This window comes from Mitsuokella sp. oral taxon 131 str. W9106 (assembly GCF_000469545.1).
GTDB lineage: Bacteria > Bacillota > Negativicutes > Selenomonadales > Selenomonadaceae > AWVT01.
Genome location: NZ_KI273058.1, coordinates 160,151 through 181,001, shown reverse-complemented (window position 1 = coordinate 181,001; position 20,851 = coordinate 160,151). Strand labels below are relative to the sequence as shown.

General features: G+C 60.1%; 20 protein-coding genes. 2 read left to right on the top strand and 18 right to left on the bottom strand.

The features are described from left to right. Nucleotides 1-150: 150 nt before the first annotated feature. Nucleotides 151-582, bottom strand: a complete 432-nt coding sequence (locus HMPREF1985_RS05170; RefSeq protein ID WP_021771451.1) for a universal stress protein — start codon at nucleotides 580-582, stop codon at nucleotides 151-153. Nucleotides 583-679: 97 nt separating this feature from the next. After that, on the bottom strand, nucleotides 680-5,215 hold the full coding sequence (locus HMPREF1985_RS05165) for an AAA domain-containing protein (protein WP_040637140.1): 4,536 nt from the start codon (nucleotides 5,213-5,215) through the stop codon (nucleotides 680-682). 223 nt (nucleotides 5,216-5,438) lie between these two features. Here HMPREF1985_RS05165 and HMPREF1985_RS05160 point away from each other — a divergent pair, with 223 nt between their 5' ends. Continuing rightward, entirely contained in the window at nucleotides 5,439-5,828 is a 390-nt protein-coding gene (locus tag HMPREF1985_RS05160; protein WP_021771449.1) for a thioesterase family protein, read from the top strand. A gap of 118 nt (nucleotides 5,829-5,946) precedes the next feature. Here HMPREF1985_RS05160 and HMPREF1985_RS05155 read toward each other — a convergent pair whose 3' ends face one another. The 3 genes from HMPREF1985_RS05155 to HMPREF1985_RS05145 form a co-directional block, all read right to left on the bottom strand. After that, entirely contained in the window at nucleotides 5,947-7,656 is a 1,710-nt protein-coding gene (locus tag HMPREF1985_RS05155; RefSeq protein ID WP_021771448.1) for a methyl-accepting chemotaxis protein, read from the bottom strand. A gap of 195 nt (nucleotides 7,657-7,851) precedes the next feature. Continuing rightward, nucleotides 7,852-9,753, bottom strand: a complete 1,902-nt coding sequence (locus HMPREF1985_RS05150; protein ID WP_021771446.1) for a heavy metal translocating P-type ATPase — start codon at nucleotides 9,751-9,753, stop codon at nucleotides 7,852-7,854. Nucleotides 9,754-9,787: 34 nt separating this feature from the next. Further along, entirely contained in the window at nucleotides 9,788-10,006 is a 219-nt protein-coding gene (locus HMPREF1985_RS05145; RefSeq protein WP_040637256.1) for a cation transporter, read from the bottom strand. A 126-nt stretch (nucleotides 10,007-10,132) separates the two neighbouring features. On the opposite strand from HMPREF1985_RS05145, the gene HMPREF1985_RS11305 reads away from it, so the two are divergent. After that, complete coding sequence (locus HMPREF1985_RS11305; RefSeq protein WP_021771444.1) at nucleotides 10,133-10,369, top strand: hypothetical protein; 237 nt, start codon at nucleotides 10,133-10,135, stop codon at nucleotides 10,367-10,369. Between the two features lie 59 nt (nucleotides 10,370-10,428). On the opposite strand, the gene HMPREF1985_RS05140 is transcribed toward HMPREF1985_RS11305, so the two are convergent. The 13 genes from HMPREF1985_RS05140 to kdsB form a co-directional block, all read right to left on the bottom strand. Continuing rightward, nucleotides 10,429-11,316 carry a fructose bisphosphate aldolase gene (locus tag HMPREF1985_RS05140; RefSeq protein WP_021771443.1) on the bottom strand — a complete coding sequence of 296 codons (888 nt, stop codon included), beginning with the start codon at nucleotides 11,314-11,316 and terminating at the stop codon, nucleotides 10,429-10,431. Between the two features lie 153 nt (nucleotides 11,317-11,469). Next, nucleotides 11,470-11,931 carry a deoxycytidylate deaminase gene (locus tag HMPREF1985_RS05135; protein WP_021771442.1) on the bottom strand — a complete coding sequence of 154 codons (462 nt, stop codon included), beginning with the start codon at nucleotides 11,929-11,931 and terminating at the stop codon, nucleotides 11,470-11,472. Between the two features lie 5 nt (nucleotides 11,932-11,936). Then, a complete protein-coding gene (locus HMPREF1985_RS05130; RefSeq protein WP_021771441.1) occupies nucleotides 11,937-12,365 on the bottom strand; it encodes a hypothetical protein in 429 nt (142 codons plus the stop codon). Then, nucleotides 12,362-13,594: a DUF3084 domain-containing protein gene (locus HMPREF1985_RS05125; protein WP_021771440.1), complete on the bottom strand. Its 1,233-nt coding sequence runs from the start codon at nucleotides 13,592-13,594 to the stop codon at nucleotides 12,362-12,364. The genes HMPREF1985_RS05130 and HMPREF1985_RS05125 overlap by 4 nt, the downstream gene beginning before the upstream one ends. Before the next feature lie 37 nt (nucleotides 13,595-13,631). After that, on the bottom strand, nucleotides 13,632-14,726 hold the full coding sequence (locus HMPREF1985_RS05120; RefSeq protein ID WP_021771439.1) for an LptF/LptG family permease: 1,095 nt from the start codon (nucleotides 14,724-14,726) through the stop codon (nucleotides 13,632-13,634). A 13-nt stretch (nucleotides 14,727-14,739) separates the two neighbouring features. Next, nucleotides 14,740-15,459: an LPS export ABC transporter ATP-binding protein gene (gene lptB / locus HMPREF1985_RS05115; RefSeq protein ID WP_021771438.1), complete on the bottom strand. Its 720-nt coding sequence runs from the start codon at nucleotides 15,457-15,459 to the stop codon at nucleotides 14,740-14,742. A 52-nt stretch (nucleotides 15,460-15,511) separates the two neighbouring features. Beyond that, a complete protein-coding gene (locus HMPREF1985_RS05110) occupies nucleotides 15,512-16,192 on the bottom strand; it encodes an LptA/OstA family protein (RefSeq protein ID WP_021771437.1) in 681 nt (226 codons plus the stop codon). Further along, complete coding sequence (lptC, locus tag HMPREF1985_RS05105; RefSeq protein ID WP_021771436.1) at nucleotides 16,185-16,736, bottom strand: LPS export ABC transporter periplasmic protein LptC; 552 nt, start codon at nucleotides 16,734-16,736, stop codon at nucleotides 16,185-16,187. The genes HMPREF1985_RS05110 and lptC overlap by 8 nt, the downstream gene beginning before the upstream one ends. Further along, complete coding sequence (locus HMPREF1985_RS05100) at nucleotides 16,733-17,647, bottom strand: lysophospholipid acyltransferase family protein (RefSeq protein ID WP_021771435.1); 915 nt, start codon at nucleotides 17,645-17,647, stop codon at nucleotides 16,733-16,735. The genes lptC and HMPREF1985_RS05100 overlap by 4 nt, the downstream gene beginning before the upstream one ends. Nucleotides 17,648-17,711: 64 nt before the next feature. Next, nucleotides 17,712-18,272: a KdsC family phosphatase gene (locus tag HMPREF1985_RS05095; protein ID WP_021771434.1), complete on the bottom strand. Its 561-nt coding sequence runs from the start codon at nucleotides 18,270-18,272 to the stop codon at nucleotides 17,712-17,714. Continuing rightward, on the bottom strand, nucleotides 18,273-19,241 hold the full coding sequence (locus HMPREF1985_RS05090) for a KpsF/GutQ family sugar-phosphate isomerase (protein WP_021771433.1): 969 nt from the start codon (nucleotides 19,239-19,241) through the stop codon (nucleotides 18,273-18,275). A 13-nt stretch (nucleotides 19,242-19,254) separates the two neighbouring features. Then, nucleotides 19,255-20,079, bottom strand: a complete 825-nt coding sequence (gene kdsA / locus HMPREF1985_RS05085; protein WP_021771432.1) for a 3-deoxy-8-phosphooctulonate synthase — start codon at nucleotides 20,077-20,079, stop codon at nucleotides 19,255-19,257. Nucleotides 20,080-20,103: 24 nt separating this feature from the next. After that, complete coding sequence (gene kdsB / locus HMPREF1985_RS05080) at nucleotides 20,104-20,844, bottom strand: 3-deoxy-manno-octulosonate cytidylyltransferase (protein WP_040637138.1); 741 nt, start codon at nucleotides 20,842-20,844, stop codon at nucleotides 20,104-20,106. Nucleotides 20,845-20,851 lie beyond the last annotated feature (7 nt).

The following is a 20,851-nucleotide window of genomic DNA, read 5'->3' as shown; positions in this document are numbered from 1 at the left end:
AGGTGATGCTCTACCACTGAGCTATTTCCGCAGCATCTGCCTGCGCTGCATGCAAAAGCACAATACGCACCGACTGACAACAGCTATTATATGCATTCCACAAAGCCTTGTCAAGCATTATTTCCTCCGAAAATCCCTGTCCTTTTCACGTCACTTGACGATGACGACAGAAGGTCCTTCGTTCTCGAGGACTTTCTGGCTCACGCTGCCGATGAGGAAGTTTTCGACAGCCGTATGCCCCTTGCTGCCGATCACGATCAGATCCATCCCTTCCTCCTTTGCGTAAGCAGCGATCTCCTGCGCAGGAACGCCCTCCTTCTCATGGCTCGTGACGGCAATCCCTGCGGGGATACCCTTTTTCGCCTTATCGAATATCTCGTTTGGATTCTGCATGCTCGCGACGATCTGCTCGACAGGGATGAATCGCTCCTCTACCGTATTATGGTCGTTCTTCATGCTCGTAACGAAGAAGAGATCGATCGATCCATTCATCTCGGATGCAATCCCGCCGGCAAATTCTGCCGCACGGCATGATACCGGCGACCCGTCAACGGGAACCAAAATCTTCATATTGTCTTTCATCTTTCATTAACCGCCTTTCTGCGAATGCAGTTCCGATCTCTCATGTTCCTTTTATTATTCGAGAAAACTATAAAAAATCCTTTTTCCTTGCAGAAAGTTATTCTTCGATGGCTGGCTCGTGCCATGCAGCAAGGATTTCTTCGGCACGTGCGCGAACGCGCGCGGCGAGTTCCTGACGGGCATTGGCTTTGGGCGCTGGCTGCTCGAAAGGCTCTCCCGCTTTACGCCTTGCGATGCCGAGCGCATCGAGTTCCTCGGAAAGACGGCTGATCGCACCTTCTGGATCTTGGTAGTAGGCACTGCCGCGCAGGTGAAAGAAGCGCCATCCAAGGCGTTCCAAGACGGCTTCCCTGCGCCGCTCCTCGGCGGCAGCAGGAGCCGTGAGCCCAAAGCGTTCGCCGTCGCAGACGATTGCCGCCTTGCCGCGTCCGCCGCATGCGACCATGTCGATCGTGTACGAGCCGACGGTGTACTGCTCGCGGATCGTGTAGCCCTTCTTTCGAAGATCGCGTGCGACCACTGCCTCAAACGGCGTCGCCTCGCGCACCGCAGGTGCTTCCGCTCGTTTTCCTGCTGCGGCGTACGCAAAGAGCGAGCGGCGCAGGTCACCGTTTTTGAGGTCGGTCGTGTCCATCGAGTGAACGAGAAAGACCTGATCGCGCGCACGGCTCACGGCGACGTTGTAGCGGCGTGCCTGCTCGCCGCCGTAGCCCTCGCTGACGAGACGCAGTGTCCCGTCCTCGCCGGGCCGAAGACTGTCGACGAACGAGAGGAAGATGACATCGCGCTCGTCGCCTTGGAAGTGTGCCGGCGTGCCCGATAGGAAGCCATGCGCTTCGAGCTCGGCGATGCCGATATGTGCGGCGGCAATTTCACGAATAAGTTTCGGCTGCGTATCGCCGAGCATGGAGATCGCGCCAAACGTCGCATCCCTGTACTCCGGCTGCTCGATGCAGGCGGCGAGCAGCGCGGCGATGTACTCCGCCTCGACGGCGTTGCGTCTGCCCTTTTCCTCACGTTCGCCTGCAACGCGGCAGTCGACTAGGGGAACGAGCGCCCCCGCGCCCGCCTCGCGAAGCGGGCGTATGCGCCCATCGTAGCAAAGCTGGTTTGAGTACTCGATGATCTCCGGCACGGAGCGGAAGTGCTCCATAAGCATGCTCGCGCGGTAATGCATCTGCGCGAGGTCGTAGAGCGAAGTGTCCATCGTGTAGAGCGAAGCGTGCGGCACGATGCCGTCGATGGTGCTCGCCATGAGATGCGCGACATCATCCGCTGGGACGCCGACAGCCGAGGGACTCACTTGCTTGTCGTCGCCGACGATGATGACCTTCCTGCCGAAGTAGAGGAGCGGGACCGACGTGATATCCGCCTGGCTCGCTTCATCGACGAGGATGACGTCAAACTTCTCCGCATCGGGCGAGAGGCTCTCAAAAACACGCGGGAGCGGCATGATCCATGCGGGAACGGCACGCTGCGCCTCGCGCATGCAGGCCCGCGCCTCGCGGATATGGCGGGCAGCGTACTTCCCCTTGCCCTTGCCGAGCTTCGTGACGGCCTTGCTCCAGCCGATGAGCGCCGACTGGAGCGCAGATCCCGCGACCGTATCCAGGAGGTGCTGCCACGCGCGCTTTTCGACGAGTGCTTCCGTCGTGCGATGGAGATCCTCCGTGAGGCGTTCGATCTCATGGCCGAGCGCGGCCGTGTCCGCATCGGGTGCGGCTGCGAGCTGCTGCGTAAAGACCGCGACGAGCCAGGCCTTGCCTGCCTCGTGCGGCGGCTTGGCAGCGCCGCAGTCCCCTTCTTTCTCGCGGATTGCCTGCGCCCACTGCGGTGCGTCCGGCGCAAGGCGCTTGAGGAGCGACTCGCGCCGCGCGTAGGCGTCCTTCAGCCTCTCGATGCGGAGGAGCTGTGCGTAATCCGTCGCGTACGCCTCCGTCTGCCCCGTCTCGATCGCATGCGCCATGCGCAGGGCGAGCGGGCTCGTGGCGGCGAGAAGCGCAAGGCGCGTCGCCTCGATATCCCCGGCGCTCCCCTTGGCATCGCGCAGACGCAAAAGGCGCTGCCAGCGCGGAAAGTCGCGCTCGAGCCACTCGACCTCCCGCACGAGGCATTCGTGCGGCGTCGCAAAAGCCGTGTCGGGAAGAACGGCATCGGTATGGACGCCCGCGCGCCGCCATACGAGCATAAGCTCGTCGAAGACGCGCGGATACCAGTCGAGAAGCGCGGAAAGTTCACAAAACCGCGCGCTGCATAGGTCGTCGATATCGTCGGAACGCTCGGCGAGCTTGTCGTACGGCTCCATGCCGTAAGGCACGAGAAGCTCCGCCCACTCCCGCCGCACCTTCTCACGTGCCTCTTTCAGTGCGACGTACTGCATCGCAAGCTGGCAGTCGCGCCGCGAGGCGATCGCGTGCCCGTCAATCGAAAACCCCTTCTGCACGCGGATCCAGTCGCGATGGCGCAGGCGGTCGAGCCACGACAGCCCGTCGTCTTCGCGCATGGCGTCCATCATCGCCGCGAGCGTCTGGATCAGCGCTGCGCTTGGCATCTCCTCGAGCGTGCAGCGCAGATCGCGCCCGAAGAACTGCGTCATCGCCTGTCCCTTGAGCTGCTGCACGCGTGCGATATCGCGGCCAAGCATCTCGAATACCTCACGCCGCGATCCGCCCTGCCTGCCTGCGAGGATGGTCTCCCGCGCCCAGTCCAGGCGCAAATGGTCGAAATCGATCGCATGGTACAGGGAATCCGCGTCGAGCAAGAGCCGCTCAGCCAGATCGCCCGCCGCTTCCTGTCCGCGCGAGAGGAGCTTCCCGTCTGCGCCAATGGAGACGTCTGGAAGCGCCGCGAGAAGCGTCTCTTCCTCCTCGCGCATGACGGATTTCTCGGAAATAGCCCGCTCCATTTGCACCGGGCTCATCACAGCGTCCGATGCGGGAAGCGAGCCCGAAAGATCGTCGAGGCTCGCCGCGTCGAACATGGCATTCGTCGCGTAGAGTTCCGCAAGCTCCGCCTCAGACAGCGGCATGGCGTGATCGGGTGCGACCGTGCCCGGAATCCTTCCCGCAAGATGCGCGTTTTTGCGCACGAACTCCGCCATGCGTGAGAGCGACCATCCCTCTTCCCCGATCATCAGGTAGTCGCGCATCGCCTCGACCTGCTGGATCTTTGCCACGCGCTCGCGAAGTTCATACAGCCGCGCGAGCAGCTCCGCGCGCCTACGCTCGAGCTTTTCCGCCTCCGCGCGCACCTCGTCCGCCGAATGGCGCGCGAGCATATCGCATATTCCCGCGATTGAGCGTTCCATGTCGGCGCGCCCCCCATCGAGGAGGGCGACGCAGAGGTTTTGCACACCGTCCGGCAATTTATCCTTGAGCACGGAGAGCGCCTTCGAGGTCGCGCTCGTCACGAGAACGTGTTCGCCGCGTGCGAGGAAATGACCGAGAAGATTTGCGATCGTGTGTGTCTTGCCCGTGCCGGGCGGTCCCTGCACGACGACGGCAGGCGCTTCCTCGATGCGGCGCGCGATCGCGAGCTGCTCCGCGTTCGCAGGGCGCACGAGCAGGATATCCGCCGCCTCGCCGCGCGCATCCGCGACGAGTTTCCGTGCGTCAACGGACGCATTGCCTTCCACTTCCGTTTCATCCTCCGTCCCCCCACGTGCGTCGTCGACGAGCGAGAGAAGCGGCTGCGGCAGTTCGCCGCCGTGCGCCATTTCCTCAAGGATCGCCTGCACGGCTTTCCCCGTGCCCGTGCTGCGCCGGCGCAAAAAGAGAACAGGGCGCGGATACAGGAGGTACCAGTCCGTCGGCAGCAGCTCAAAGCGCTTCGCAGCAAACCGGCAATTTGGCGTGAGCGCCGTCGCCTGTTCCTCCAGAAACGCGGGCAGATCGGCATCGAGCGGATGAACCGATGCCTCGTCGACACGCCCCGCAAAATCGCGCACCGCTGCCGGGTCGATTCCCGGAAGATCCTGAAAGAGATCGGCATAGACCTCGGTCGGCTGCCCGGTCTCGACGAGCTGCATCATGCCGCGCGCATCGTATACGAGGCGCACCTGGCGCACGAGAATCGGGTGGTCGAGCTTCGTATCCAGCCCGTTCAGAAACGATCCGTTTCCGATGACGAGCTCCACGCGCTCCGCATCCTGACGGCAGCGGTCATAGCAATCGTAAAGCGCCATGAAGAGCTGCTGCGTGCGACTCTTGACGACCTCGCCTGCGCGCCAAAGCGTGCGGCGGCGCTTCCAGTCCTCGAATGCCGCGAGGCGCACGCCGTCGTCGACGAAGTGCTCGGTCACATCGCCGAGACGCGCATCGCGCCGCTGGCGCGCATCGTAGGCCTCGACTTCCGCCGTCTCAAAATTCTTCCAGTCGTGCGTGCGCAGCCATCCAATGAGCTCAAATGGGATCTCAGGGCACGGTGAGAAGGCAGGCTTTTCCACTTCGAGAAGAACGCCTGCATGCATCTCATCCGATGGATCGTAGCGGTGGATTCGTTTCGGGTCGATCGGCAGTTCGTCGAGGAAAAGCCGCCACGGCTCCGCATCGATATGACGCACGAGCTGCTGGCGCAAATCGCAGACCTGACGGATGTAATCGAATAATTTCTGTACCTTTTTCGGATTGTCCAACGCGACCCCTCTTTCCACGTAATTCCTATGCGTTTCATTATACCATAGAAATGCCGCAGGACACCATGCTTTCCTATCCTGCGGCAAATCCTGCCGCAGGATAGGATCTGCCTGTACAAGGCTGCGTCCTTTTCCTGAAATTTTGCTCGTCGGGACTGGCAAAAAACCAAATCTGCGCGTATAATGGAAGCATGGCACTTCTCGGACATCAGGAGGAAATATCATGCTGCAAAAGGGAATCAAGAACCAGATCGAGCGGATGGTCACGGAAACGATCACGGCCGAACACATCGGCAGCGGCGAGCTCTCCGTCCTCGCAACGCCTGCCATGATCGCGCTCATCGAGGAGACTTCTTGGCGAAGCGTCGCAGCAGGGCTTGCGGAAGGGCAGGGAACGGTCGGCACGAAAATCGACGTCGCGCATCTCGCCGCGACACCATGCGGCATGAAGGTGCGCTGCGAAACGGAACTCGTGGAAGTCGATGGACGCCGCCTCGTCTTTTCTGCCACGGTTTTTGACGAAATGGGAAAGATCGGCGAAGGCCGCCACGAACGGTTCATCGTTGATAACGCAAAATTCCAAGCAAAGGCGGACGCGAAGAAGCACGCATGAAAGATGCGGACGATGCGCTTCTTCGCGCATCGAAAAAACAGGCAATGCTGCCATCACGGGCAGCATTGCCTGTTTTTGATGGGATCATTTTTTGGCGGGGCACATGATCCGCGATTCCCTAGATCTTGAAGCGTGAGACGCTGTTCGTCAGATCCGTTGCCGTGTCGAGGAGGCTGCGCGCACTTGCTGCAATCTCCTCCATGCCGGCCGCCTGCTCCTCGGTCGCGGCTGAGACATTCTGCGACGAGCCGCTGATGCCGCGCGCCGAAGTCCCGATCGTCTCCGTGGCCTTGACGATGTCCTGCACGCCGCCGCGCAGGCGCTCCATCGTCTTGACCATGCGATCCGCCTCCTCATTGCACGCCGTGATGCGCTCCAGGATCGCCGCAAAGCCTCTTGCATTTGCCGAGACGCGGTCACGGCTCGTCTCCGCCTGCTCGCGCCCCGTGTCCATCGCCTTGACCGCCTGCTCCGTCTCATCCTGAATGCCGTGAATGAGTTCAGTGATCTTCTGCGTCGCTTCCTGCGATGCCTCCGCAAGCTTGCGGACTTCGTCTGCAACGACGGAGAATCCACGGCCGTTCTCGCCGGCACGAGCCGCCTCGATCGCTGCGTTGAGCGCGAGAAGGTTCGTCTGCTCGGCAATCGCCGAAATCGTCGAAACGATCTCGCCGATCTCCTGCGAGCGCTGCCCGAGCTGCTCGACAATTTCAGACGAACGCTTGACCGAAACGGCAAGATCGTTCATCGATTCCGCCGTGTTGCTCGCACGCGTGCTTCCCTTCTCGGCTTGTTCCATCGCATTCGCGATGCTCTCGTGCATCGCGCCGACCATCTTATTCGCTCCATCGATCCCATCCGAAAGCGTCTTGGCGCTAGCCTCGCCCTGTTCGACCGAATGGAGCTGCTCTGCCGCAGATCCCGCTACATCCGTGATCTCCTGTGCGACATTCTGCGTCGCTTCGGCTGACTGCTGTGAACTCGTCGTGAGCTGCTCCGCCGTATCGGAGACGGTCGACGCTGATTTCAGCACCCCCTGCATCATCGCGTTGACCTTTTGGTTCATCATGTTGAAGGATCTGGCAATCTGACCAAACTCATCGTTGTTCTCCAATTGGACCTGCGTGCGGAGATCGCCGTCCGCCATGCGCTTCGCTCCTATGAGGATCGCCTGCACGGAGGTGTCGATTTCGCGGCGAAGCAGGAAGAGAACCGCGAGTGTCAAGACAATGACGACAACAATTGCGACGATCGTGACCGTCTTGATGTGGGATGCCGTCTCTGCGCCCTTCTGCTCGAATGCATGGGCGTCGCGGACGCAGTTCGCCTTGTCCTGCAGGACGGACGCGATGAGATCGTCATACGCTTTCACGAGCTCCGGCGAGGACGTCGTAGCAGGGTCGGTCGATACCTCCGACTTCTTGCTCATCTCGCGGTATTTGTCCCAAAGATCGCGCTCTGCAGCAAGCTCCGAAAGTGCCTGCTGCGTAATTTCCGGCGTTCCGAAGTCCGTCTTCTTCTTCCCTTCGGTGTACACGTCAAACGCCGTTTCGACCGCATCGCGCGCTTTGGCGAGCTTGTCCGAGCCCGCCTTGCGTTCCTCCTCCGTCTGTGCGGCCTTGCGCGCAAATACATCCATGCGGACCTGCTGCACCTTGATTGCCACGTCGCTGGATCGATTGACCAGCTCCATTCGGTCACTGATATCCTTCGTCGCCTTTCCAAGTTCCACCGCGCTCTGTTCCGCATAAATGCCAAACGCGGCGAACAGGATGAGCAGTGCGCCAAAAGCCAGCATGAGCTTCTGCGCAACACTGAGATTCTTCATAACCTGCCTCCCTGCCTTCTTAAAAAAATTTGCTCCGCTAAGGAACCGCCGATAAAAGAAAGTCCTTCCGATCCTTTTGACTGACGTAGATTTTGCATCTGAACGCGGCGAAAATCAAACATATATCGCTGCCTTGTGAAGGATTTTCAGCCGAAGCGACCCCTCTCTATTTTACTACTTCTTCCCCCGACGCTGTCAAGAACTTTTAATAAAGCTCCTAAATTCCTTAACGAAGAGCACGCGCACAGCGTTGAGTGTGGCGAGCACGAGAACGCCCGTATCGGCAAAGATGGCAAGCCAAAGATCCGCCAGTCCAAACGCGCCGAGCACGAGGCAGATGACTTTGATGCCAATCGAGGCGGCGATGTTCGTGCGGACGATTCCCATGCATCTTCGCGCAATGCGGACGGCCTTCGCGAGCTTGCGCAGGTCGTCATCCATGAGCACGACATCTGCGGCCTCGATCGCGGCATCCGACCCCATCGCGCCCATCGCGATGCCGACGTCAGCGCGCGCGAGGACGGGGGCATCGTTGATGCCGTCCCCGACGAACGCGACGCGCTCGCCTTTCTTGGCATCCGCAAGCAAGTGCTCGACGGACGCGACCTTGTCCTTTGGCAAAAGCTCGCTCCTCACTAGGTCGAACGAAAGCGCTGCTGCGATTTCCTCGGCCGCCTTGTGCCCATCCCCCGTGAGCATGACGAGGCGGCGCACGCCGGAGGCTCGAAGCGCCTCCATCGCCGCCTTTGCCTCCGGCTTCACGACATCTGCGATGACGATATGCCCGAGGTATTCCTTCCCCTCTGCGACGTGAACGATCGTGCCAGCGTGATGGCACGGCCGATAGCTTGCCCCGACGCGTGCCATGAGCCGCTCGTTGCCAATGGCGAAAGGACGCCCGTCAATGCGGGCGAGCACGCCTGCCCCGCCGATTTCTTCGACATCCATGACGCGGCGGCGATCGATTTCCCTGCCATGCGCCTTGCGCAGGCTGCGGCTGATCGGATGCGAGGATGCGCTTTCGGCGAGCGCAGCGATTTCGAGCAGCTCCTGATCCGTGAGCGGCGAGTGATGGACGGCACGGACTTCAAAGGCGCCGCGTGTAAGCGTGCCGGTCTTGTCCATCGCAACCGTGCGGACATCCGCGAGCATTTCGAGAAAATTGGATCCCTTGACGAGTACGCCGGCACGGCTCGCGGCGCCGAGGCTCGCAAAAAACGCAAGCGGCACGCTGACGACGAGCGCACAGGGACAGCTAATGACGAGAAAGATAAGCGCGCGATACCCCCAGTCTTCCCATTCCGCAGCCATGCCGAACGCAAGCCGCATGATCGGCAGCGCGACGGCGAGAAGCACAGCGCCGGATACGACAGCCGGCGTGTAGATGCGGGCAAAGCGCGTAATAAACACCTCTGCGCGCGACTTCCTCGAACTCGCCTCTTCGACGAGCTCCAATATTTTCGAAGCGGTGGACTCCTCAAACGGCTTCGTCGTGCGAATGCGCAAGACGCGCGTGAGGTTGATGCAGCCGCTCAATGCTTCCTGCCCCTCGCCTATTTCCTGCGGCAGGCTCTCCCCCGTGAGCGCACTCGTTGAGAGCGTCGACTCGCCCTCCATCACGATGCCGTCGATCGGCACGCGTTCACCAGGCTGCACGACAATCTCCATGCCGACGCCGACCGCATCGGGATCGACGCGCACGAGCTTCCCGTCCTGCCAGACATTCGCGTAGTCGGGGCGAATGTCCATGAGTGCGCCGATGTCACGGCGGCTCTTGCCGACGGCATAGCCTTCAAAAAGCACACCGATCTGGTAGAAAAGCAGGATGGCGACCGCCTCGAAAAAATCTTCCGTACCCATTGCGGCAAGCGCGAAAGCACCAAGCGATGCAAGGCTCATCAAGAGATTCTCGTCGAGCGGCTCACGGTGCAGGATTCCGATGCCAGCCTTGCGCAGGATATCGCCGCCGATCAGGATGCAAGCCGCAAAATAAGCGGCAAGCTTTGCCATGCCGACGAGCGGCGACATGCCAATCAAAGCCAAGAGAAGAACGGTCAGAACGATTCGAATGAGATTCTTTCGCTGCTTCTTATTCATCGCGACAGCCCTTTCATTTCCTATCGAAAAAGATTCAGAAGAAGATCTCGCAGTCGCTCTCAATCTTGCGGCAGGCGGCAAGCACGTGCGGCATGACATCGGCAGGCGAAGCGCCCTCCTCGAATTCGACCTTCATCTTCAGGAGCATGAAGTTGATGTGCGCCGCTTTCACGCCTTCAACCCTCGCAGCGACACGCTCCATCTTCGCCGCACAATTCGCACAGCCCACCTCTACCTTGTACGTTTTCTTCATAATGATCGCCCTTTCGCTATATGAACAATAGTTCATTCGTTGTTTTGAAGTATAACAAAGGGATTCCCTTCTGTCAACGCTTCAATGCGCCTGCGCGTCAATTTATTTTGACACTTCCTATACGCCTTGCATCGACCAAACGATCAAATAGGCTACGACGATTATCTGACCAGTCTCACCGACCGCTTCAATGAACTCGACCCTGCGCATCATAGTCCCATCCTCAACCACATACGCGCACTGGTTGACCGCACCGCACGCGGCATCATCACGCATATCGATGATGAAAAATACGTCTTCGACACCGAAACGGCATTTGATGAAAACAAATCATACCTGCTCCGCCTTTCGATACGAAAATGAAAATCCCCCGCTGCCATGGCGGGGGATTCTCCATATAGGGGAAATGAGCAGGTAGTCGATCAGGTGATGGAGGCGGCGTAGATGCCGTCAATTGCCTTTTTCAGCACGGCGTCAAACTCAGCGTCGCTCTGGCTCACGCGCAGATCCTGGGCGAGGGCGCGCGAGAAGCTGGCGATGAGGCCGTGGTTGCGCGCGAGTTTCTCGTTCGCCTCGCGCTGGGAGTAACCGCCGCTTAGGGCTACGATGCGGACGACGTGCGGATCCTTCATGATCGCAGCATAGAGATCATCAACCGTCGGAATGGTGAACTTGAACATGAGCTTCGCATCCGCAGGGAGTCCTGTAAGATTCTCCTTGACGGCGGCGAGCATGATCTCTTCCGCCTTTGCCTTATCCGGGCAGTGGATATCGACCTCTGGCTCTAAGATGGGAACGAACCCCTTCGCGATGATCTCCTTGCCGAAGGCAAACTGCTGGTCGATGATTGCACGGATGCCATCTGGATTCGCCTGCTTGATGACGGAGCGCATCTTCGTTCCAAAGATATGGCGCTCCTTCGCTCGGTCAAGAAGCGCTCCCAGTCCCTCGATCGGTTTCATGAGCTGGACGCCATTTGCTTCAGGCGCAAGTCCTTTATCGACCTTCAGGATGGGGATGATCCCTTTCTTCTCCCAAAGGTAGTCCGCCGTGTAGAAACCGTCAATCTTGCGGTCCATCGTATTCTCGAACAGAATGGCGGCAAGAATCTTGCTCTTGTCAAAGGACGGGCTCTTGATAATGCGCGTGCGCATCTCGTGCACGCGCGTGAACATCTCCTCGTCCCCATGGTAGGCGCTTTCGTCGACGCCGTACGCCTTCAGTGCCTTTGGCGTTGAACCGCCGCTCTGGTCGAGTGCGGCAATAAAGCCTGGATCGTGCTCCATGCGGCTGAGCTGCTTCTGATCCATAACGGATTCCTCCTTACATATCGACAGAAATCGGAACGTTCCTACTATGGAATCATTCACTCTAGGAACCATTCATCCTACTGTAGTATAACGCAAATCTGCAGAAAGCTCAATAAAAACGATAGCAATTATCAAAAAATACTCCATTCGCCTTCAGTCCTGTATCCCTGCCGGCGTGCAGGAGACGACGCTTCCGTCCGTCTCCAAGTAGACGACCTCGCCGATCTTCGCGTTGCGGAGCATGCGGCGGCAGAGCAGGCAGGGCTTTCCCGAGGCGAGCGTGCCGTCGGCATTGATGCCGACGATGTAGATCGTCGCGCCCTCCATGTCGGCGGGCCCAGCGTTTATGATGGCGTTCTGCTCGGCGTGGACGGCGACGCAGAGCTCGTAGTTCTGCCCCTTCGGCACGTGCAGGCGTTCGCGCTCGCAGTTTCCCGTGTCGATGCAGTTGGTCTCGCCGCGCGGCGCGCCGTTGTATCCCGTGCTGATAATGATCTTGTCCTTGACGATGATCGCACCGTAGCGGCGGCGCAGGCACGTGGCGCGGCGTCCGACCGCCCGTGCGATATCGAGAAAATACTCCGTCCAGCTCGGACGGTCCTGTGGCTCTGCCATGTATCCTATTCCTCCGTGGAACGCATTTCCTGGGATTCTTTTTTTGCCGCGAGATAGCGCCGTGCCAAAATGACGGCGACGAGGTCGTCGACGGGTTCCGGCGGCACGAGCATGGTTGCCGGCAGGAACCTGCGCCAGCCCGTACGCGGATGGATGCGCCAATACGCGCGTTTCGCGAGCTCCGTCGTTCGATATTCGTCGACGACGTGGACGGGCATGCAGAGCGCCTTTCGAATACGGGATTCCGCCTGCTTGCTCGTCGTCCCGTTTCCGAGCACGAGCGCGGAAAAAGCGTACGTCTTTTGCGCCGCAGACAATTCCGCTTCGAGCTCTGCCGTACGGATGACCCTTCGGAAGAGCGTCGCGTCATCTTCTTTGACGATGGCAAGGCCGCACTTGTCACGGCCGGGGTCGACCGCCGCAACGCACATCATGTTCCGCCCTCCGATGGCTCGACACGGATAAAGAGACGCAGCGGTCCGAGCGCATCCGTCGCGCCGTTCGCATAGGCGGACAGAATTGCCGTTCCGTGCATGAGGCTGAGTCGATTGACGATGTCGTAGAACTGCGCACCGTCCATGACGCCGATCGAGCCGCGGATCGGATCGGGCAGAATGCCCTTTGCCGACGCCGCACTGTTTACGTCCTTGAGGAATCGCATGACGTTCTCCTCATTGTTCTCACTCGTTCCCGCCTGTACGGGCTTTGCAATGATGAATTCCTTGTCGCGGTAAATGATGCTGTTCTTGTAGAGTTGAAGCGACGTACGCACGTCTTCACCGCGCACGAGATTGCCGGCAGCGACGATGCGCACGACCATATCCTGCGGGCTTTTCGCAATTTCCTCGACAGCCGCTTCATACTCCGGCTGATAGATCCAAATCGCATCATCGGAGACGTTCGTGCCGAGACGCGCCGAGACGTTGCGTCCCGCGAGCTGTGCGAGCGATTCCATATCATTTTTGACTTCGCTTGCCGGGCGATTGCCGCGAATGACGCCGCTCGCGATGACTTCGCCCGCACGGAACGCGATGTCGCCTTCGCGAATCGTGATAAGCCCCTCGCGAAGTGCTTTTGCGCGCGCACCGAGCTCTTGGTTCGTCGCTGCCAATGCGTCATTTTTCTCGCCGAGCGATTCATTCTTCGACAGCAGGCTGTCATTTTGGTGCATCAGATTGTTATTCTGCCCTTGCAGCGTGTCATTCCGCGCCATGAGCTCGGCTTTCGCGCGTTCGAGCGCGCGGTTGCCCTCCTCCAGGCGCTCGGATTCGGCGCGAAGCTCCTCCTGCTGCTCCTTGAGCGCGTCTACGTCCTTCTTCGATGCGGCAAGATCGGCTGCCGCCTGCTCTTTCTGTTCGTTTGCCGCCGTGAGGTCGCCCGTCGCCTGTGCGAGACGTGCTTCCGTTTGGTGCATGCTTGCATTGAGCTGCTCCATGCCGAAGAGCGCCGTGCGGACGTTCTCGCTCACTGCTGCCATGATGCCGAACGTAACCGCCGTGATGCAAAAACCGGTGACAATCGTAACGAGGATCGAGGTATGACGCGGGCGCAGCCCAAAGAGCGAAAGCCGCTTTTTGCCGATCTTCGTGCCGAGGCGGTCGCCGATAAAGGCGATCCCGCCGCCCGTCAGCACCAAAACGAGAATCAAAAATACGCCGTACACCGCAATCCTTCTTTCTCATAGAGCGTTTCCCGATTTTTCAGCGCGACGCCCTGCGGATGAGTATGCCGCCCGCGATGAATCCAATGATATCGGGGAGCCAAACGGCGAGCATCGGCGGCAGGATGCCGCCCTGTGCAAATGCGTTGCCCATCGTCATCGTCGAATAGTAGATGAAGATGATGAGCAAGCTGAATGCGAAGCCCGCGGACGATGCGTTTCGCGTCGGCTGCATGCCGAGCGGCACGCCGATGAGCGCGAAGACAAGGCTCGCCAGCGGGATCGTCACGCGCTGGTAAAGCTCCGTTTCGAGCTTCTTCGTGTCGACGTACTGCGTCTTCATGATCTCGATCTCGGCCCGAAGCTCCTTCATCGTGAGCTCCTCGGGCTTTTTCTGTTCGCTGACAACGCGTTTCGGCGTCACCTGAATCGGCAGGATCTGCTTGTCAAAGCGCATCGTATGCTCGCTCTCGCCGCCGTTGATGTCGTAGATCATGCCGTTGTACATCGTCCACTCATCCCCCTGCCACTTCGCGTACTCCGCATTCTCAACGTGCCTCAGCGCGCCTTCCGAATCGAAGTCCTGCATCGTGAGCCCGATGAGCTGCTCCGTGCTCGCATCGTAGCTGCGCGCGTATAGGAGGCGCTGGATCTTGCCCTCCTTGATGTCCTTTAGGATGACGTGCTCCTGCGACTGTATCGCCGTATTGCCTTGGATCTCGTAGTAAAGCACGTTGCGGTACGCCGTATTCGCCCACGGCACGACGTACTCGTTGAACGCCATGGAAAAGAGACTGACCAGGAGTCCGAGGAAAATGACGGGCGCCGCTATGCGCGAAAAGCCGATTCCGCACGACTTCATCGCTGTGATCTCGCTCGCGCCCGAAAGGCGCCCGACGGTCAGAAGGCTTGCGAGGAGCATGGACATCGGAAAGGTCCAAACGACGATATTCGGCAGGCCGAGCACAAAGATCTTCACGACGGCAGAAAAGCTCGCACCGTACTCCGTGATGTACTGGGCGATGCGGAAAAGCGTGCCCGACCCGATGAAGACAGCAGAAAATGCGCATACACTGAACGCAAAGGTCAATAAGACCTCCCGAAAGATGTATCGATCCAAAATCCTGATTTGCATAGTACCTGCTACCTCAAAGCGTGAAGTTGTCCCCCAAATAGAATTTCTTTGCGAGCGGGCTGCCCGCAATCGTCGTGCTGTCCCCCTCCAGCAGGATCTTGCCGTTGTTCAAAATGTAGGCGCGGTCAACGATCTGAAGCGTCTCGCGCACGTTGTGATCCGTGATGAGAATGCCCATGCCGCGCTGGCGAAGGTACTGGATGATCTCTTGGATATCGGCGACGGCAAGCGGGTCGACGCCGGCGAACGGCTCATCGAGCAGGATGAACTCCGGCTCAAGCGCGAGGCACCGCGCGATCTCGACGCGGCGGCGTTCGCCGCCTGAAAGTTCCGTCCCCTTGCGCTCGCGGACGTGCTCGATGCGAAATTCCTTCAGGAGTTCCCCGTACTTCGCCCGCTGCTCCGCTTTCGAGAGCTTCGTCGTCTCGAGGATCGCCATGATATTCTGCTCGACGGTCAGCTTGCGGAAGATCGAAGCCTCCTGCGTCAAGTAGCTGATGCCGAGCGCAGCACGGCGATCCATCGGAAGATTCGTGATGTCGACATCCGAGAGGAAGACCTGCCCTGCATCGGGACGTTCGAGTCCGACGATCATGTAGAAGGACGTCGTCTTTCCGGCACCATTCGGTCCCAAGAGCCCCACGATCTCGCCTTTTTCGACGCGCAGGGAGACGCGATCCACCACCGTGCGCTTCTTGAACGTCTTGACTAGGTTTCTTGCCTCGATATGCAAAGCGTTTCCTCCAAACCCCGAACCGTATCCCCCGCGGCCTGCTCCCTATAGTTTACTTCGTCGCTCCATCATTTGCAAGGTAGAGCGTCAAACGGTTGCCGCGCATCGTATTGTTGCCTTGATACGCCCATGCATTGCCCGTTAGGACGGCTTTCCCATTTTCCTTGCCGTAGTAATCGAGCCGGTCGCCGCCCGCCTCGAGGCTGCGCGGCGGCGAGACGAGATGAGCCGAGCCGGTGCCAATATAGTGCTCGTCATTCAGCCAGCCTTCGAGACGGTCCGCCGTGAATGTGCCGTCCGCGCTCGTGAGCGTGCCGCCCGACTCGATGAGAACGTATTCATTCTGGTTCGGATAGTAGTCGACGCGCTCCCCTGAAAACGTCTTGTCCTCCTGCGTGCCGCGGACGCTGCCCTGCGCGAAGTAGTGCCCATTCCCGTCGCTTCGGATGAAGCTGCACGTGAGGCGCGTCGCGCCGTGCACGGCAATGACGCCGCCCTCGACCGTTCCCTCCATCGTCTTTGCGTTGTAGGTCGCCTTCGCCCCCGTCACGGCCGACGCGCCGCGCTTCATCAGCACATTGCCCTCCGCCACGGCTTCGCCCGATTCCATGTTGTAGGTGACTTCGTCCGCATCGAGGCTCGCTGGCTCGTCTGCCGCCTGCGCCGCGCCGAAGCTCAGCAGCGCAGCGCACGAAAATGCCGCTGCAATGCGTTTGCCCAGTTTCTTATTCATGGCTTCCTCCCCGTGCAAGGTGTGCCTTGCCGATAATCCGAATCCGATGGAATCCGTCCGTGCTCTCGATGCAGTCGCCCGTCGCGTGCATGTCGTCTCGCTGCGCGTACGCATTTCCGATGGCGGAAAGCTTTTCCTCCGCCGCCTTCCAAACGAGCTTATCGCTCGTGAGCTGCGCGCCGTCGCTCGTCGTGACCGTGACCTCCCCCTTGACCTCAATGTCATGGGTCGCCGCATCGTACGCGCCTTCCTGCGCTTTGACTTCTGCCGTGCGCCCGTCTTCCTGATAAAAGTGTGCCGTGAGATCCTTGAGCTGCGCGTTCTGCGTGTCAATATCGACTTCGATATGGTCGGCCGTCAGATCCCAAAGCACCCGCCCGTCCTTCTGCTCGGAGAGGACGTTGCCGTCGTAGCGCATGACGCGCGGCGTATCCTTCTCTTCGTGCGCCAGCGGCGGGTCGGGTATCGTTCGCACCGTCCATACGATGAGCGCGGCGAGGAGCAATACGCCGGCGCCTATGAGCGCCTTTGCCTTCTTGTTCATCCCTTGTTCCCCTCCGCCTTCACCGTGTGATGCTTGCCTGTCTTCCGCTTCTCCGGCGGCGTGTTCCACCGCTTTTGGAACCAAAGCCACTGCGTCGGGTTCTCGCGTATGACCTGCTCCACGATCTTCGTCATGCGCGCCGTAAAGTCGAATAAGTCCTGATCCGTATCGCCCGTATCCTTATAGCGCATGATCTCGCCGATGACGACCTTGTGCTTGCCGTTCGGCTGGCGCAGGATGAATGCGGGCAGGACGGGCGAGCGGAACTTCCGCGAAAAAACGGCAGGTCCCATCGGCGTCGACGCGATGCGCCCGAGAAATGGCAGGAATGCGCCCCCAGGGCCCCCGTCCTGGTCGGCGAGAAAGCCGAGTATCTTGCCGGATTTGAGCGCGCGTGCCGCCGCGAGGAGCTCGCTCGTGCCACGTGAGAAGATCTCAACGTGTATCGTCTTGCGGAGGTCGTCGAGCGCGTACGTGTACTGCATGTTCGGCTGCGGCTTCGCGATCGCCGTGACGGGCAGATGGTTCATCGTGAAGGCGGCGGAGAGCCACTCCCACGTCCCGATATGCCCCGTCAATACGACGACGCCGCGTCCTTCGGCGAGCGCGTCTTTCATGCGCTCCAAATGGTCGATCTCGATGAAGTCCGAGAAATTCGTTTCATTGAGGCGCGGCATGTAGAGGATTTCGAGCACGTTGCGCCCGAGGTTGACAAACGACGCGCGAACCGTGCGGCGCGCTTCCGCCTCCGTCATGCCGAGCGCCGGCATCATCTGCCGCACGGCAAGCTCACGCTGCTTTTTGATCAGCAGGTAGTAGAGATTGCCGAGCACCCATCCGACAGCCATCAAGACGCGATACGGCGTATGGCAGGCGAGCCAGCTCAGGCACATGACCATCTTGTAGTGCATACCAAGGCCTCCATTGTCTGCGTGTCCATGTATTTCGGAGCTACGTCCATGTTACGGGCATGCGTCACTGCGCGATTCCCGTCATATCCTCCGACGCTTTGAACCCATTGATGATCCTCTGCCATTTTCCCTGCCCTTTTAAGATAAATTCATACGCGTCGCGCACCGCGCCGCGTCCGCCCGGATTGTCCGTGATGAGCTGCGCCGTCTCGCGCACCTCCGCCACGGCGTCCGCTACGGCAACGGGGAATCCGACCTGCAGCATGATGGGCAGGTCGACGATGTCGTCCCCGACGTACGCGAACGCGTCATCGGAAAGGCGAAGCTTCTCTTTGAGCGCGCGATACGCCGCGCGCTTGTCGAGCTCGCCCTGATAGACCTGTTCGATATGAAGCTCCTTCGCGCGGACGGCGACGTGCTTCGAGGCACGTCCCGTAATGATTGCTGCCGATAGGCCGACCTTGGCGGCACGCGTGATCGCGAGCCCGTCGCGGCAGAAGAACGGCTTGAAGCACTCGCCCGTCTCTCCGATATAGATGCTGCCGTCCGTCAAAACGCCGTCCACGTCGAGGATGACGCACTGCACGCGCTTGGCGCGCTCAATAGCCTCTGCTCGAAATTCCATTCAAACCACTCCTTGCCGCAAAAGATCGGTCAGATGGACAATGCCGACGGGCACGCCCGCGCTGTCGATGACGGGCAGTACCGTCACGGGGCGCGGCTTGTGCTTCTCCATGACGGAGAGCGCCTCTGCCGCCATCTTTTCCGGTGCGATCGTCAGTGCCTCTCGGAACATGATCGCCTCGACCGCCTCGTCAAGGAACTTGTAGTCCTTCGCGAGCGCACGGCGGATAATGCCGTCCGTGATGATGCCGATGAACTTGCCCGCATCGTCGACGACGGACACCGCGCCGAGGCCGCTCTCTGTCATGACGAAGAGCGCGTCCTTCGCCGTCTTGCCCGCGTGGATGACTGGATTGTCCTTGCCGCTGTGCATGACGTTTTCAACCTTCAGCAGCAGGCGGCGTCCGAGCGCGCCGCCTGGATGGAAGAGGGCGAAATCCTGGCTCGTGAAGTTTCGTACCGCCATGAGCGCCATTGCGATCGCGTCGCCCATCGCGAGCGTCGCCGTCGTGCTCGCCGTCGGCGCAAGCCCCAAGGGGCACGCCTCGCGCTCAACACCGACGTCGATGAAGTAATCGCTGAATCGTCCGAGCTGCGATTCGCGCCTGCCGCACATCGCGATGATTTTCGCGCCGATGCGGCGGATAACCGGCAGGATGTTGACGATCTCCGACGACTCGCCGCTGTTCGAGATCGCAATGACGACATCGTGCTCCGTCACCATGCCGAGGTCTCCGTGAAACGCCTCGGCTGGATGCATGAAGAACGCAGGCGTGCCCGTGCTCGCAAACGTTGCCGCTATCTTGCGCCCGACGTGGCCGCTTTTCCCCATGCCCGTCACGACGACGCGCGCATGGCAGTGGAGGATGCAGTTCACCGCCGCTTCAAACTCGTCACCGATGCGCTCCTTGAGGCGCGTGACCGCCTCTGCCTCAATCTCCAAAGTCTCAATCGCTTTTTCCCGAATCATGCCAATCCTCCTCTTAGTCCACCTTGCTCGCGATCTGATGAATGGCGAGCGCCGATTTCAGCAAGTCCTCGAGCTGGTCGAGATAGACCATGTTCGCCCCATCGGAGAGTGCCTCCTCCGGATTGTCATGCACCTCGAGAAAGAGCGCATCGATGCCCGCGCCAGCCGCCGCGCGCACGAGATACGGCACGTACTCGCGGTTGCCCGTCGATACCGTTCCGCCGCCGCCGGGGAGCTGGACGCTGTGCGTGCCGTCGAAGACGACGGGGTAGCCGAAGCTTCGCATGATCGGCAGGCTGCGCATATCGACGACGAGGTTGTGGTAGCCGAATGAGGCGCCGCGCTCCGTCAGGAGCATCTGGTCGCAGCCGCACTCGTGGAGCTTGTCGACGACGTTGCGCATGTCTTCCGGCGCGAGAAACTGTCCTTTCTTGACGTTGACGACGCGCCCCGTCTCCGCCGCGGCGTGCAGAAGATCCGTCTGACGGCAGAGGAATGCGGGGATCTGGAGGATATCCGCGACCTGTGCGACGGGCTTCGCCTGCTGTGTCTCGTGAATGTCCGTCACGACAGGCACGTCGAGCTCTTCCTTGATCGCCGCGAGCATTTCAACACCTTTCTGGAGCCCTGGCCCGCGGAAGCTGTGGAACGAAGAGCGGTTCGCCTTGTCGAACGACGCCTTGAATACGTAGTGGATGCCGAGACGCGCGCAGATTCCCTTGATCGTGCGCCCGATCAAAAGGCATCGATCCAGCCCCTCCAGGACACACGGGCCTGCGAGCAGGGCGAGCGGCTCGCCTGCACCAATATGGAAATTTCCCACCTGTACCTTGTTCATGCGAATGCTCCTCTCTCCAAATGATTACTTCATCGCGGCGTAGATCGCGTTGACTTTTGCGAGGTCTTCCGCTGTGTCAACGCCGACGAACTCATGGTCCGTCTCGATGACCTTGATCTTGCAGCCATTCTCAAGCGCACGAAGCTGCTCCAGGCTCTCCGCCTGCTCGAGCGGCGTCGGCTCCATCTTCGCGTAGGCGAGCAGGAAGCCGCGACGATAGGCGTAGATGCCGATGTGCTTGAATACGTGCCCGCCCGCCTTGCGCGGATACGGTATGAGGGAGCGCGAGAAATAGAGCGCATATCCCTTTTGGTCCATGACCACCTTGACGTTGTTGGGGTCATCCTGCGCATCGCGGCAACGTATCTCCGTGCAGGCCGTCGCCATCTGCAGATCGGCGTCGCCGTCAAACGCCGACGCGAGCGCATCGATGACGGCTGGATCAATGAGCGGCTCATCCCCCTGTACGTTTAGGATTACGTCGACGTCCGGGAACTGCTTGGCGACTTCGGCGAGGCGATCGGTTCCCGTCGGATGATCCACTCGCGTCATGACTGCCTTGCCGCCATGCGACTTGACGGCGTCCGCGATGCGATGATCGTCCGTCGCGACGATGACATCTGCGACGCGCTGCGCTTTTTTTGCGCGCTCGTAGACGCGGACGACCATCGGCTTTCCCTGTATGTCCTTAAGCGGCTTTCCCGGAAGGCGCGTTGACGCATACCGCGCGGGAATCACACAGAGGACTGTTGCTCGCTTTTCCATAGCCTTC